This window comes from Pelagibius sp. CAU 1746, from assembly GCF_039839785.1.
In the GTDB taxonomy this organism is placed as follows: domain Bacteria; phylum Pseudomonadota; class Alphaproteobacteria; order Kiloniellales; family Kiloniellaceae; genus Pelagibius.
This window is the reverse complement of sequence record NZ_JBDOQT010000001.1, coordinates 668,565-681,718: the sequence shown is the minus strand read 5'-3', so window position 1 is coordinate 681,718 and position 13,154 is coordinate 668,565. Positions and strand designations below refer to the sequence as shown.

Sequence of the window (13,154 nt, the reverse complement as noted above, 5' to 3'; positions counted from 1 at the left end):
GCGCCATGCAGAGCACTTCCCACGCCTTCAAGGACAACGCCCGCGCGGCGCTCGCCAACCAGACGCTGCAGAAGGCGATGAAGCACGTGAAGACCGGCTTCATCGACAAGCGCGCCAAGGCCCGCGCCCGCCTGCCGGAGTTCGATGCCCTGCGCGACGAGGCGCGCGACATCAAGAACCATACCCTGGCCAACCTGGATTTCTATCTGGAGCGCTACGAGGAGAAGGTGACCGCCAGCGGCGGCCAGGTCCACTGGGCCGCCACCGCCGAGGATGCGGTCAAGGCGGTGCTCGACATCTGCCGGCGCGTCGAGGCCAAGGTGGTGACCAAGGGCAAGTCGATGATCTCCGAGGAGATCGCCCTCAACCAGGCCCTGGAGACCGCCGGGCTGGAGGTGGTCGAGACCGACCTCGGCGAATACATCATCCAGCTGCGCAAGGAACCGCCGAGCCACATCATCGCGCCGGCGGTGCATCTGACCAAGGAACAGGTGGAGGCCGACTTCCGCCACCATCACACCGAGCTGCCCTCCGAGCGCCAGCTCAGCGAGCCGGTGCAGCTGGTGGCCGAGGCGCGGCGGATGCTGCGCCGCCGCTTCCTGGAGGCCGACGTCGGCATCACTGGCGCCAACTTCCTGGTGGCCGAGACCGGAACCTCGATCATCGTCACCAACGAAGGCAACGGCGATCTGACACAGACCCTGCCGCGGGTCCACATCGTGGTCGCCAGCCTGGAGAAGGTGGTCCCCAACCTGGAGGACGCCAGCACCATCCTGCGCGTCCTGGCGCGCTCGGCCACCGGCCAGGAGTTCTCTTCCTACACCACGCTCTCCACCGGGCCGCGCCGTCCGGACGACCTGGACGGGCCGGAGGAGTACCACGTCATCCTGCTCGACAACGGGCGCTCCAACATGCTGGGCGGCGACTTCCAGGACATGCTGCGCTGTATCCGCTGCGGCGCCTGCATGAACCACTGCCCGGTCTATCACGCGGTCGGCGGCCACGCTTACGGCTGGGTCTATCCCGGCCCCATGGGCTCGGTGCTGACGCCCAACCTGATCGGCGTCGACGAGGCCGGCCACCTGCCCAATGCCTCCACCTTCTGCGGGCGCTGCGAGGCGGTCTGCCCCATGCGCATCCCCTTGCCGAAGATGATGCGCCATTGGCGCGAGCGCGAGTTCGAACGCCACCTCTCCCCGCCGGCGGTGCGCTTCGGGCTCGGCCTCTGGGCCTTCGTCGCCCGCCGGCCCAGGCTCTACCACTTCCTCACCGGCTGGCAGGCGCGCCTGCTGGCTCATTTCGGGCGCGCGCGCGGGCGCTTCGATGCCCTGCCGCTGCTGCGCGGCTGGACCAAGCACCGCGATTTCCCGGCGCCCGAGGGCAAGACCTTCCAGCAGCTCTGGGCCCAGCAGCAGCAAGCAGGGCGGCAGAAAGAGAAAGTGGCCCGATGAGCGGTTCCAAGCAGCAGATCCTGGCGGCGGTGCGCCGTTCCCTGCGCCGCGAACGGCCGGACGAGGCGACGCGCGCCGAGTTGGAGCAGCGCCTCGCCGCGCCGCGGCCCAACCTGGTGCCGCAGCGTGCCCAGGTTTCCCACGCCGAGCAACTCGACCTGCTCGAGAAGATGTTGAACGAGGTCTCGGCGACAGTGGTGCGCCTGGATGACGAGGCCGAGGTGCCCCGGGCGGTGGCCGACTACTTGAAGAACGAGAACCTGCCGTCGCAGGTCCGCATGGCGCCGCGCGACGACCTGCGCAAGCTGCCCTGGGACGGCCAGCCGCTGCTGGAGATCGCCGAAGGCATCGCTACGGCCGAGGATGCGACTTCGGTCACCGGCGCCTTCGCGGGGATCGCCGAGACCGGCACCCTGATGATGGCCTCGGGCCCCGAGGCGCCGATCACCCTCAACTTCCTGCCCGAGAACCACATCGTGGTGCTGCGCGCCTCCCAGGTGACCGGCACCTACGAGGAGGCCTGGGTGCGGCTGCGCGAACGGGCCGGGCCGGGCGAGATGCCGCGCGCGGTCAACATGATCACCGGCCCCTCGCGGTCCGGCGACATCGAGCAGACCATCCTGCTGGGCGCGCACGGTCCGCGCCGCCTGCACGTGCTGCTGGTCGACGACCGCGACGCGGCCGCGGGCTGAGGCGGCCCGAAGTGGCGGCGGCCCGGCTGAGGGTGAAGGGGCGATGAGCGGCAAGCGCAAAGGGCCTCCCCTTTCGTCCGAGGATCGGCGCCTCTGGCGGCATGTGGCGGGGCAGATCAAGCCGCTCACCGGGCGCGACCGGCTCCATTCGCGTGCCGTCGAGCTGCTGCAGGACGCGGCGGCGCCGGCCGCGGAATCCCCGGCCGGCAAGCCCAAGCGCCGCGCCGCGGCGACCGCGCCGCAGCCTCCCGCGCCGGCCGCGCTCTCGTCCCGGCCCCGCCCGCAGCAGGATCTGACCCACGGCAGCCGCGCCGATATCGACCGCCGCAAGGCCGAACGCCTCAGCCGCGGCAAGCTGCCCATCGAGGCGACCCTAGATCTGCACGGGCTGCGTCAGGCCGAGGCGCACCGCCGCCTGGAGCGCTTCCTGGCCGAGAGCCAGGCCGCCGGCAAGCGCTGCGTCCTCATCGTCACCGGCAAGGGCCTGCACAAGGAGGAGGGCGGCGTGCTGCGCGCCAACGTGCCGCGCTGGCTGAACGAGGCGCCCAACCGGGCGAAGGTTCTGTCCTTCGACTATGCCCAGCAGAAGCACGGCGGCACCGGCGCCCTCTACGTGTTGCTGCGCCGCCGCCGCTGAATTCCCGCGCCGCCCCGCCCTCTTTCGCGCCGGAACGAGGAATCGCCTTCCGTTGCGGAACCCGCTAAACTGTGATCCGGTTATGCGCCAGGCAATTTCGTCTGGGTGACAGCGGGGTCTGCCATGCCGCACCTGAAAGGGTCCTGTCACTGCGGCGCCGTCACGTTCTCCGTGTTTTCACGCGCCGCGGTGCCCTACATGCGCTGCTACTGCTCGATCTGCCGCAAGACGGCGGGCGGGGGCGGCTATGCCATCAATCTGTCGGGCGTCTACGCGACCCTGAAGGTCGAGGGCGAGGAACACGTCAGCGTCTACCAGGCGCGCGGCGCCGGCGGGGCCGGACCGGACGAGCCCAGTCCGGCGCGCCGCCACTTCTGCAAGCACTGCGGCTCGGCGCTCTATGCCTACGATCCGCGCTGGCCGGAGCTGGTGCACCCCTTCGCCTCGGCCATCGACACGCCCCTGCCCGCGGCGCCGGAGAGTGTCTTCATCATGCTGGATTCCAAGCCGGGCTGGGTGAAGCTGCCGCCCGAGGCCAAGAGCGCCAACCGTTACGCCGAATACCCCGAAGAATCCCTGGCCGAGTGGCACCAGGCCCACGGCCTCTATGACCAGTCCGAGCCCGGTGACCAATAAATGACTCCTTTTGGGGAAAAGCTGCGCGCCATCCGCGCCGCCCGCGGCCTGGCGCTGAAGGACATGGCCGCCGGCCTGCAGGTCTCGCCGGCCTATCTCTCGGCCATGGAGCACGGCCGCCGCGGCAAGCCGAGCCGCCGCTTCGTGCACCGGGTCTGCCAGTTTCTCGGCATCATCTGGGACGAGGCGGAGGAACTGCAGCAGCTCGCCGACCTGTCGCATCCGCGCGTGGTGGTGGACACCGCGGGCCTCAGCGCCAAGGCGACCCTGCTGGCCAACCTGCTGGCCGAACGCGTCTCGGCGATGGACGAGACTTCGCTGGAGCGGCTGCTGGAGCAGGTCGATCCGGCCGGCAACTGGCGCGGGGCGCTGGCGAAAACCGGCGGCGAAGGCGGGGAGGACTGAGGCTCCCGATGATCCGCCCTGGCGACGCCGGCAGGATTCCCGAACCGCAGCTGCGCGACCTCTATCTCTATTGGATCGGGAAGAAGGATGGCCGGGCTTGGCCGGCGGGCGGCGACATCGACACCGCCGAACTCGGCCCGCTGCTGCCTTACGTGATGCTGGTCGACGTGCTGCAGGACGGGCGCCGCTTCCGCTTCCGCCTGGTCGGCGCCGACGTCGCCATCGGCGTCGACCCGACCGGCAAGCTGCAGCACGAGGAACTGCCCGAAGGGATCTACCGCGACCACATCACCGCCCTCTTCAGGCGCGGCGCGGCCGGTCCCGGGGCGCTCTACAGCCGCAGCGCCTACGGCTATACGGAGATCGAGGGGCCGCGCGGCATCAGCCGCCTCTTCATGCCGCTGGCCAGCGACGGGCGGACCGTCGACATGATGCTGGTCGGCCAGACCGCCGAGCGCAGCCTCAGCCAGGGCCAGTCGGCCTGGAAGGCCAACCCGCCGACCATCACCGAAGAGATCGAGTTCCGCCTGTTGTGAGCGCCCGGCGAAAACCGTCTGGCGCCTCGATTGACCTCGTGCCTCGAGACGCCCGCCGGCGCTCGCTCCTCGGCATGAGGCCGATCAGTCCATGCTCCCGACCTCACCCTGAGGAGGCGCTTTAGCGCCGTCTCGAAGGGTGGACAGCCGGCTCGAGGCTGTTTTCTGCAACGAGCCAGCTTTCAGAGAATGAACTTCGAGAGGTCGGCGTTCTTGGCCAGCTCGCCGACGCGTTCGCGCACCATCGCCGCGTCGATGACGATGGTCTCGCCGCCGCGGTCGGTGGCGGTGAAGGAGATCTCTTCCAGCAGCTTTTCCAGCACCGTGTGCAGGCGCCGCGCGCCGATGTTCTCCACCGAGGAATTGATCTCGGCGGAGAGGTCTGCCAGGGCGTCGATGGCCTCCTCGGCGAAGTCGAGGGTCACCTCCTCGGTCTCCATCAGCGCCTTGTACTGGCGGATCAGGCTGTTCTCCGGCTCGGTGAGGATGCGCTTGAAGTCGTCGCGGCTGAGGGCGTCCAGCTCCACGCGGATCGGCAGGCGGCCCTGCAGCTCGGCCAGCATGTCCGAGGGCTTGGCCATGTGGAAGGCGCCCGAGGCGATGAACAGCACGTGGTCGGTGCGCACCGGCCCGTGCTTGGTCGCCACCGTGGTGCCCTCGATCAGCGGCAGCAGGTCGCGCTGAACGCCTTCGCGCGAGACGTCCGCGCCGCCGCGTTCGGCGCGCGCGGTGATCTTGTCGATCTCGTCCAGGAAGACGATGCCGTTCTGCTCCACCGAGGTGATGGCGCCGTTGATCACGGCCTCCTCGTCCAGCAGCTTGTCGCTCTCCTCGGCGATCAGCACATCATAGGACTCGGCCACGCTCATGCGGCGCTTCTTGGTGCGCCCGCCCATGGCCTTGCCGAAGATGTCGCCCAGATTGAGCATGCCCATGGAAGCGCCGGGCATGCCGGGAATCTCCATGGTCGGAAGCTGCATGCCGGCGCTGTCCTGCACCTCGACCTCGACCTCCTTGGCGTCCAGCTCGCCCTGGCGCAGCATGGTGCGGAACTTCTGGCGGGTGTCGGCGCTGGCGTTCTCGCCGACCAGGGCGTTGAGCACCCGCTCCTCGGCGTGCAGCTCGGCCTGGGCCTTGACCTGCTGGCGCTGGCGCTCGCGGGTCATGTGAATGGCGGCCTCGGTCAGGTCGCGGATGATCTGCTCGACATCGCGGCCGACGTAGCCGACCTCGGTGAACTTGGTGGCCTCGACCTTGATGAAGGGCGCCTGGGCCAGCTTGGCCAGGCGGCGCGCGATCTCGGTCTTGCCGACGCCGGTCGGGCCGATCATCAGGATATTCTTGGGCAACACCTCCTCGCGCAGCTCCTCGGGAAGCTGCTGGCGGCGCCAGCGGTTGCGCAGGGCGATGGCGACCGCGCGCTTGGCGTCGTTCTGGCCGACGATGAATCGATCCAGCTCCGAAACGATCTCGCGCGGGGTGAAGAAGGACGAGGAGGTCGTGGAGGTACTTTCGGTCATGGCGCTCCGAGCCTCAGGCCTTTGAGTCGCCGCTGCCGGTGGAAGCGGCGCTGCTGGGCAGGCTCTCGATGGTGATGTTTTCGTTCGTATAGATACAGATGTCGCCGGCGATCTTCATGGCCTTGCGGGCGATGGCCTCGGCGTCCAGGCCGTCGACGTCGATCAGGGCGCGCGCGGCCGACAGGGCGAAGGATCCGCCCGAGCCGATGCCGATCAGGCCGTCCTCCGGCTCCAGCACGTCGCCGTTTCCGGTCAGCACCAGCGAGGTGGTGCCGTCGGCCACGGCCATCATGGCTTCCAGCCGGCGCAGGTAGCGGTCGGTGCGCCAGTCCTTGGCCAGCTCCACGCAGGCCCGGGTCAGCTGGTGGGGATAGGTCTCCAGCTTTGCTTCCAGGCGCTCGAAGAGGGTGAAGGCGTCGGCCGTGGCCCCGGCGAAACCGGCGATCACGTTGCCCTTGCCCAGCGGGCGGACCTTGCGGGCGTTGGACTTCATGACCGTGTTGCCGAAACTGACCTGGCCGTCGCCGGCCACCACGACCTTGTCGCCCTTGCGGACCGAGAGGATGGTGGTGCCGTGCCACTGTTGGGGGGAATTGTCTGACATGGACTGTCAGATGGGCGAAACGGGCGGCCGGGTCAAGCCGGATTTCAGGTCCGACATCCCGGCGGACCGCGGAAAATGGCGGCTTTTCCCCGCTTCGAAGGGGCCGTGATCGGCGCTGGCGTCCCCCCGCCCTTCCTGATAAAACGGCGCCTTCGTTGAAAGACCTGTCAGCCAAAGGACCCGCTTTCGGGCGGTCGGAACGATATGCGCCGGGCAACCATTGAGCGAAACACCCAGGAAACCAGGATCATCGCCACGATCGATCTGGACGGCACGGGCGCCTACCAGGTCTCGACCGGCATCGGTTTCCTCGACCACATGCTCGAGCAGCTTTCGCGCCACAGCCTGATCGACATCACGCTGAAGGCCGAGGGCGACCTGCATATCGACTACCACCACACCACCGAGGACAGCGGCATCGCCCTGGGCCAGGCCTTTTCCCAGGCGCTGGGCGAGCGCAAGGGCATTTGGCGCTACGGTTCGGCTCTCATCCCCATGGACGAGACGCTGACCCGGGTGGCGCTGGACGCTTCCAACCGGCCCTACCTGGTCTGGAAGGTGGACTTCAACCGCGACAAGCTCGGCACCATGGACACCGAGCTGTTCAAGGAGTGGTTCCAGGCCTTCGCCCAGAACGCCGGCTTGACGCTGCACGTGGAGAACCTCTACGGCACCAACAACCACCATATCGTCGAGTCCTGCTTCAAGGCCCTGGCCCGCGCGCTGCGCGAAGCCATCCAGATCGACCCGCGCAAGGCCGACGCCGTGCCGTCGACCAAGGGCTCCCTCTAGACGGTCCCCTTAGAACGGGCGGCTCTTCCGGAAAACGGCGGCCGCCCCGGATCGCCAAACGCAAGGATCAAGAAGGTCTCCCATGACCGTTGCGATCATCGACTATGGCTCGGGCAACCTGCGTTCGGCCGCCAAGTCCCTGGAGCGCGCCGCCGCCGAGGCGGGCGGCGGTCCGGTGCTGGTGACCGACGACCCCGAGGCCCTGCGCCGCGCCGACCGGGTGGTGCTGCCGGGCGTCGGCGCCTTCGCCGACTGCCGCCGTGGCCTCTATGCGGTGCCGGGCATGGTCGAGGCGCTGGAGGAAATGGTGATCCAGCGGGCGCACCCCTTCCTCGGCATCTGCGTGGGCATGCAGCTTATGGCCACGCGCGGGCTGGAGCACGGCGAGCACCAAGGCTTCGGCTGGATCCCCGGCGACGTGGTGGCTCTGGATCCGGCGCCCCAACCTGAGTCGGAAGCGCCGCTGAAAGTGCCGCACATGGGCTGGAATGCGCTGAACCTGCGTGACAGGACTCATCCCCTGGTAGCAGGTTTCGGCGGGACACCCTATGTGTACTTCGTGCACAGCTATCACCTGCGTCCGACCCACGAGGCCCAGTTGCTGGCCAGCGTCGACTACGGCGGGCCGGTGACCGCCATGGTGGCGCACGACAACCTGGCCGGAACCCAGTTCCACCCGGAGAAGAGCCAAAGTGCGGGTCTCCGGCTGCTCGCGAATTTCTTGAGGTGGAGTCCATGACCGTGAACGATTCGAGCGCAAGCATCACCATGGATCGCTTGACCGGTTTTCACGGACCGGACCTGCACGACCTCTGCGACGCGGCCGACGCAGCGATCCAGCACGGCGGCGGCTTCGGCTGGCTGACCCCGCCGCCGCGCCAGACCATGGAGGCCTATTGGCGCGGCGTGCTGCTGGTGCCGGAGCGCGAGCTCTTCGTCGGCCGCCTGGACGGCACCATCGCCGGTTCGGCCCAGCTGGTGCGCCCGCCGCGCAACAACGAGGCCCAGAGCCTGACCGGCCAGCTCACCACCTTCTTCGTGGCGCCCTGGGCGCGCGGTCATGGCCTCGCCCCGGCGCTGGTCGCCCGCGTCGAGGAAGCCGCCCGAACCAACGGCCTGCGCGTCTTGAACCTGGACGTGCGCGAGACCCAATCCCGCGCCATCGAGGTGGTGGAGGAAGCCGGCTTCGTGCGCTGGGGCACCCATCCCCACTACGCCTGGGTCGAGGACCGCTGGGTCACCGGCTACTATTACTACAAGGACCTGCACGGCAACGGCGCCCTCCCCGAAGGGACGGCTCCGCAAGACGCCTAGGACGACGAGCGATGATCCTCTTCCCCGCCATCGACCTGAAAGACGGCCAGGCCGTGCGCCTGCTGCGCGGCGAGATGGAGAGCGCCACGGTTTTCAACGACGACCCGGCGGCCCAGGCCAGGAGTTTCGTCGAGGCCGGCTTCCAGTGGCTGCACCTGGTCGACCTGAACGGCGCCTTCGAGGGCAAGCCGGTGAACGCGCCCGCCGTCGAGGCGATCCTCAAGGCTATCGACATTCCCGCGCAGCTGGGCGGCGGCATCCGCGACATGGCAACCATCGAGCGCTGGCTCGACCTGGGCCTGCGGCGCGTCATCCTCGGCACCGTCGCGGTGAAGAACCCCGGGCTGGTGCGCGAAGCCTGCCGCGCCTTCCCCGGCCAGGTGGTCCTGGGCATCGACGCGCGCGGCGGCAAGGTCGCGACCGAAGGCTGGGCCGAGGTCAGCGAGATCGAGGCCCTGGACCTGGCGCGCCGCTTCGAGGACGCCGGGGCCGCGGCCATCGTCTACACCGACATCGAGCGCGACGGCGCGCTGCAGGGCGCCAACGTGGAAGCGACCCGCGCCCTTGCCGAAGCGCTGGAGACGCCGGTTATCGCCTCGGGTGGCGTCGCTTCTCTGGACGACCTCGCCGCCTTGCTCGCCATCGAGGACTCGGGCATCGAGGGCGTGATCTCGGGCCGCGCGATCTACGACGGGCGGCTCGATCCGGCGGCGGCGCTGGCGCTGCTGGCCGGCCCGCAGAGTGGAGCCGCCTAGATGCTCTCCGTGCGCGTCATCCCCTGCTTGGACGTGAAGGACGGCCGCGTGGTCAAGGGCGTGAACTTCGTCGGCCTGCGCGACGCCGGCGATCCCGTCGAGCAGGCCCAGGTCTACGACGCCGCCGGCGCCGACGAGCTCTGCTTTCTCGACATCACCGCCAGTCACGAGGACCGCGGCATCCTGCTCGACGTGGTGCAGCGCACCGCCGAGCACTGCTTCATGCCGCTGACCGTGGGCGGCGGCGTGCGCACTCTGGAGGACATCCGCCGGCTCCTGCTGGCCGGCGCCGACAAGGTCTCCATCAACACCGCCGCCGTGCACAACCCGGACTTCGTGCGCGAGGCGGCGGAGAAGTTCGGCAGCCAGTGCATCGTCGTCGCCGTCGATGCGAAGTCCGTGGGACCGGAGAAGTTCGAGATCTTCACCCACGGCGGGCGCAAGGAAACCGGCATCGACGCGGTGGAGTGGTCGCGGCGCATGTGCGCGCTCGGCGCCGGCGAGATCCTGCTCACCTCCATGGACCGCGACGGCACCAAGGAAGGCTATAACCTGCCCCTGACCCGCGCGGTCTCCGACGCGGTGCCGGTGCCGGTCATCGCCTCGGGCGGCGTCGGCACCCTGGAGCATTTGGCCGAGGGTGTCATCGAAGGTCATGCCTCGGCCGTGCTGGCCGCTTCCATCTTCCACTTCGGCACCTACTCCATCGCCGAGGCCAAGGCCTGCCTCGCCGCGCACGGCCTGCCCGTGCGTCCGGTCGAACCGCAGGCCGCCTAGAGAAAGACGAAGGTCATGTCCAAGGATGCTCTGAACGGTTCGCTTCTCGATGCGCTCTACCGGGTGATCGAAAGCCGCCGCGGCGCCGATCCGGAAAGCTCCTACACCGCGAAGCTGCTGCACCGCGGCCCGGCCAAGATCTGCCAGAAGGTCGGCGAGGAAGCGGTGGAGACCATCATCGAGGGCGCGCAGGGCCGCAAGGATGGCGTGGTCGGCGAGTCCGCCGACCTGCTGTATCACCTCTTGGTGCTCTGGGCGGCCAACGGCGTGAAACCGGCCGATGTCTGGGCGGCGCTGGAAGCGCGTCAGGGCACTTCCGGCCTTGCCGAGAAAGCATCGCGCACGAAAGAATAGTGCGCGACTTAATTGGAGAGAAGCGTCATGGCCTACGACGACGGCAACATCTTTGCAAAGATCCTGCGCGGTGAGATTCCCTGCAACAAGGTCTACGAGGACGATCACGTCCTAGCCTTTCACGACATCCAGCCGCAAACCAAGGTGCATGTGCTGGTCATTCCCAAGGGCGCCTACGTCTCCTTCGCGGACTTCTCGGAAAAGGCCTCGGAGGCTGAGATCACCGGCTTCTTCCGCGCCGCGGGCAGGATCGCCAGGGACCTGGGCCTCGACGGCGACGGCTACCGCATCCTCGCCAACACCGGCGTCCACGGTCACCAGGAGGTGCCGCACTTCCACCTCCACCTCTTCGGCGGCCAGCCTCTCGGCTACATGATCAAGCCGCCGCAGGTATGAGGAGCTTCGGATGGACACGCCGCTCGCAGCGAAAGCGCATCTCTTGACGGATTTCCGGGTGGCCAGTGGCAAGGCCACGCTGGAGGGTGTCGAAGCCGACGGTGCCGCCGGTCCCGCCGCGGTCTTCCTGCACGCCGGCGTCGCCGACAAGCGCATGTGGGAGGCGCAGCTCGCCGCGCTTGCCGGGTCGCGCCGCGCCGTTGCCTACGACCGCCGCGGCTTCGGAGCTACACGCTACAGTCCCGAGATCTTCTCCCAGGTCGACGACCTGTTGGCGGTGCTGGACCAGCGTGGCATCGACAGGGCCGTGCTGGTGGGCTGCTCCCAGGGCGGGCGCATCGCCATCGACTTTGCTCTCACCTACCCGGACCGCGTGGCCGGCCTCTTTCTGGTCGCTCCGGCGGTGACCGGCGCACCTTCGCCGGAGGATTTCCCGCCGCCGGTCGAGGCGCTGCTGCAGCTGATGGAGGAAGCCGAGGAGGACGAAGACCTCGAGCGCCTGAACCTCCTGGAAGCCTGGATGTGGCTCGACGGTCCGGGCAGCGAGGAAGGCCGCGTCGGCGGCGCGCTGCGCGAGCTCTTCCTGACCATGAACGGCGCGGCGCTCTATGCCGAGGATCCGGGGCGCGAGACCAACCCCGCCGCCTTTCCGGTGGCCTACTCCCGCCTCGCCGACCTGCAGACGCCGGCCCAGGTGATCTGGGGCGACGGCGACTTTCCGCATATCCAGCAGCGTTGCGTCCACCTGGTCCAGGCCCTGCCCCAGGCAACCGGCAGCGTCATCCCCGGCACCGCCCACCTGCCCAACCTGGAACAGCCGGAAGCCTTCAACGAAAGCCTGCGGGATTTCCTGGAAGGGCTTTGACACCACTTGTCATGCTCGGGCTTGACCCGAGCATCCATTGACCCGCGACTGGGTGGTGGCACCATGGACCCTCGGGTCAAGCCCGAGGGTGACGACGTGGTTGCGGTGCTGCTGCGCCTTTAGATTCCGCCCGAAGGCCCCACCTCCACCTTGCGCCAGAACACGTAGTGCGTTCCGGTGCGCGGCGTCTCGAAAAGCGCGCCGATGGCCTGGAAGCCGTGGCGCTCATAGAAGGTCTGCGCGACGGTGCGCCCGTTGCACCACACGACGGCGCCGTCCTCGCCGCGCGCCGCCAGCCGCCGGGCCAGTTCCTCGACACCGAATTCCAGAACCCGGCCGCCGAGACCCTTTCCTTGCACTGAAGGGTCGCTCGCCATACCACGCAGGCGCCATTGCGCGGGGCCGAAGACCTCGGTGTAGTCCGGCTGCGCCTCGGCCATGAAGCCGGCGGTGCTGACCACCTTTCCACCCTGCAGCGCGCCGACATGGAAATGATCGTCCGCTGCGATATAGGGCGCCGCCGCTTCGGCCGGCGTCATCCAGGGGCGCAGCACGGCGCGGCGCAGTTCGAAGGTCTCGTCGAGACCGACGAGCTGGATGGAGGTGTCGGCGGAGGTATCTGGCAGGGTCATGCCGCTGCCTTTAGCGCGGAACGCGGCACGCCGCAATCGCCTTGGCTTCGCGGGGCGGGTCCGTCGGCGGCGTCCCGCCGCGACCTGCCGCTTTTCCGAAATATCGAAAGGCCGCCAGCAGATTTCCCGCGAAGGTTGGAAAAGGCGCACTTGATGGCCCGGAACGCCGCCCTGCCGGTTGCCTGCCGTGCCGTGCGGCGACAGAATCGTGTTGTTTGGGACCGGAGGGGGACGGCGTGATGGCGCGACCCGGCGACAAGGGACCGACGGGCGGGGACGTAAGGCTGGCGCGCTCAGAGGGCGCGGCCGGCCCTGTCGAGATCACCTCGCGGCGGATCGAGGAGCTGAGCTCTCCACGCCTCAGAGAAACTTTCGCGATCTGGGGGGCCAAATGCGGCGGCCCGGAGCGGCTGCCCGCCGCCGGCGGCTTCGACATCCTCGATTACCGCCCTGTCATAGGAAATCTCAACCTGCTCGATGTGGAAAGGGATCCGCTCGACTTCGTCTTCCGGGTCCATTCGGCCAACGGCGCCACCTACGTCGGCCGCGACCTGACGGGGCGCTCGATCGAGGACTACCCCAACCCCGAATACCGCGACTTCGTGCGGGCGGTCTTCACCCAGGCCACCTTGTCCAGGCAGCCCGTGATCCTCATCGAGGAGCTTCTGACCGCCGACAACCGCCGCATGAGCTGGGAAGGCCTCGTCCTGCCGCTGCAGGACGATGGCGGCGAGGTCACGCGCCTGATCGTCGCTTTCGAAATCATGAACTGAGGCGGGCCGGAAGAG

The 13,154-nt window shown here is 68.6% G+C and carries 18 protein-coding genes; 15 read left to right on the top strand and 3 right to left on the bottom strand.

The features are described from left to right. Nucleotides 1–5 precede the first annotated feature (5 nt). From AAFN88_RS03145 to AAFN88_RS03120, 6 genes are all read left to right on the top strand, one after another. On the top strand, nt 6–1,451 hold the full coding sequence (locus tag AAFN88_RS03145) for a LutB/LldF family L-lactate oxidation iron-sulfur protein (RefSeq protein ID WP_347518097.1): 1,446 nt from the start codon (nt 6–8) through the stop codon (nt 1,449–1,451). Then, on the top strand, nt 1,448–2,143 hold the full coding sequence (locus tag AAFN88_RS03140) for a lactate utilization protein (RefSeq protein ID WP_347518096.1): 696 nt from the start codon (nt 1,448–1,450) through the stop codon (nt 2,141–2,143). The genes AAFN88_RS03145 and AAFN88_RS03140 overlap by 4 nt, the downstream gene beginning before the upstream one ends. Nucleotides 2,144–2,186: 43 nt before the next feature. Further along, nucleotides 2,187–2,780, top strand: coding sequence for a Smr/MutS family protein (locus tag AAFN88_RS03135; protein WP_347518095.1), 594 nt, complete (start codon nt 2,187–2,189; stop codon nt 2,778–2,780). Between the two features lie 123 nt (nt 2,781–2,903). Then, the gene (locus tag AAFN88_RS03130) at nt 2,904–3,416 is read left to right on the top strand and encodes a GFA family protein (RefSeq protein ID WP_347518093.1); all 513 of its coding nucleotides are present in this window, start codon (nt 2,904–2,906) and stop codon (nt 3,414–3,416) included. After that, complete coding sequence (locus AAFN88_RS03125; RefSeq protein ID WP_347518092.1) at nt 3,417–3,821, top strand: helix-turn-helix domain-containing protein; 405 nt, start codon at nt 3,417–3,419, stop codon at nt 3,819–3,821. Between the two features lie 8 nt (nt 3,822–3,829). Next, on the top strand, nt 3,830–4,357 hold the full coding sequence (locus AAFN88_RS03120; protein ID WP_347518091.1) for a PAS domain-containing protein: 528 nt from the start codon (nt 3,830–3,832) through the stop codon (nt 4,355–4,357). Nucleotides 4,358–4,539: 182 nt separating this feature from the next. Here the strand turns inward: AAFN88_RS03120 and hslU are convergent, their stop codons facing one another. Next, entirely contained in the window at nt 4,540–5,877 is a 1,338-nt protein-coding gene (gene hslU / locus AAFN88_RS03115) for an ATP-dependent protease ATPase subunit HslU (protein WP_347518089.1), read from the bottom strand. Nucleotides 5,878–5,890: 13 nt separating this feature from the next. After that, nucleotides 5,891–6,481 carry an ATP-dependent protease subunit HslV gene (gene hslV, locus AAFN88_RS03110; RefSeq protein WP_347518087.1) on the bottom strand — a complete coding sequence of 197 codons (591 nt, stop codon included), beginning with the start codon at nt 6,479–6,481 and terminating at the stop codon, nt 5,891–5,893. Nucleotides 6,482–6,685: 204 nt separating this feature from the next. Between hslV and hisB the strand changes: the two genes are divergently transcribed. The 8 genes from hisB to AAFN88_RS03070 all read left to right on the top strand — a co-directional run bounded on the left by hisB (nt 6,686) and on the right by AAFN88_RS03070 (nt 11,734). Continuing rightward, nucleotides 6,686–7,273 carry an imidazoleglycerol-phosphate dehydratase HisB gene (gene hisB, locus AAFN88_RS03105; protein ID WP_347518086.1) on the top strand — a complete coding sequence of 196 codons (588 nt, stop codon included), beginning with the start codon at nt 6,686–6,688 and terminating at the stop codon, nt 7,271–7,273. 82 nt (nt 7,274–7,355) lie between these two features. Continuing rightward, nucleotides 7,356–8,012 (top strand): imidazole glycerol phosphate synthase subunit HisH, encoded by a 657-nt coding sequence (gene hisH / locus AAFN88_RS03100; RefSeq protein WP_347518085.1) that lies wholly within the window; start codon nt 7,356–7,358, stop codon nt 8,010–8,012. Next, a complete protein-coding gene (locus AAFN88_RS03095) occupies nt 8,009–8,587 on the top strand; it encodes a GNAT family N-acetyltransferase (RefSeq protein ID WP_347518083.1) in 579 nt (192 codons plus the stop codon). The genes hisH and AAFN88_RS03095 overlap by 4 nt, the downstream gene beginning before the upstream one ends. A gap of 11 nt (nt 8,588–8,598) precedes the next feature. Beyond that, a complete protein-coding gene (gene hisA / locus AAFN88_RS03090; protein ID WP_347518081.1) occupies nt 8,599–9,342 on the top strand; it encodes a 1-(5-phosphoribosyl)-5-[(5-phosphoribosylamino)methylideneamino]imidazole-4-carboxamide isomerase in 744 nt (247 codons plus the stop codon). Beyond that, the gene (gene hisF / locus AAFN88_RS03085; RefSeq protein ID WP_347518079.1) at nt 9,343–10,119 is read left to right on the top strand and encodes an imidazole glycerol phosphate synthase subunit HisF; all 777 of its coding nucleotides are present in this window, start codon (nt 9,343–9,345) and stop codon (nt 10,117–10,119) included. A gap of 15 nt (nt 10,120–10,134) precedes the next feature. Continuing rightward, nucleotides 10,135–10,473: a phosphoribosyl-ATP diphosphatase gene (locus tag AAFN88_RS03080; protein ID WP_347518077.1), complete on the top strand. Its 339-nt coding sequence runs from the start codon at nt 10,135–10,137 to the stop codon at nt 10,471–10,473. Between the two features lie 27 nt (nt 10,474–10,500). Then, on the top strand, nt 10,501–10,869 hold the full coding sequence (locus tag AAFN88_RS03075) for a histidine triad nucleotide-binding protein (protein WP_347518075.1): 369 nt from the start codon (nt 10,501–10,503) through the stop codon (nt 10,867–10,869). Nucleotides 10,870–10,879: 10 nt separating this feature from the next. Further along, nucleotides 10,880–11,734 (top strand): alpha/beta hydrolase, encoded by an 855-nt coding sequence (locus AAFN88_RS03070; RefSeq protein ID WP_347518074.1) that lies wholly within the window; start codon nt 10,880–10,882, stop codon nt 11,732–11,734. A gap of 119 nt (nt 11,735–11,853) precedes the next feature. On the opposite strand, the gene AAFN88_RS03065 is transcribed toward AAFN88_RS03070, so the two are convergent. Further along, a complete protein-coding gene (locus AAFN88_RS03065) occupies nt 11,854–12,366 on the bottom strand; it encodes a GNAT family N-acetyltransferase (protein WP_347518073.1) in 513 nt (170 codons plus the stop codon). A 239-nt stretch (nt 12,367–12,605) separates the two neighbouring features. On the opposite strand from AAFN88_RS03065, the gene AAFN88_RS03060 reads away from it, so the two are divergent. Then, nucleotides 12,606–13,139, top strand: coding sequence for a PAS domain-containing protein (locus AAFN88_RS03060; protein ID WP_347518072.1), 534 nt, complete (start codon nt 12,606–12,608; stop codon nt 13,137–13,139). The last annotated feature ends 15 nt before the right edge of the window (nt 13,140–13,154 follow it).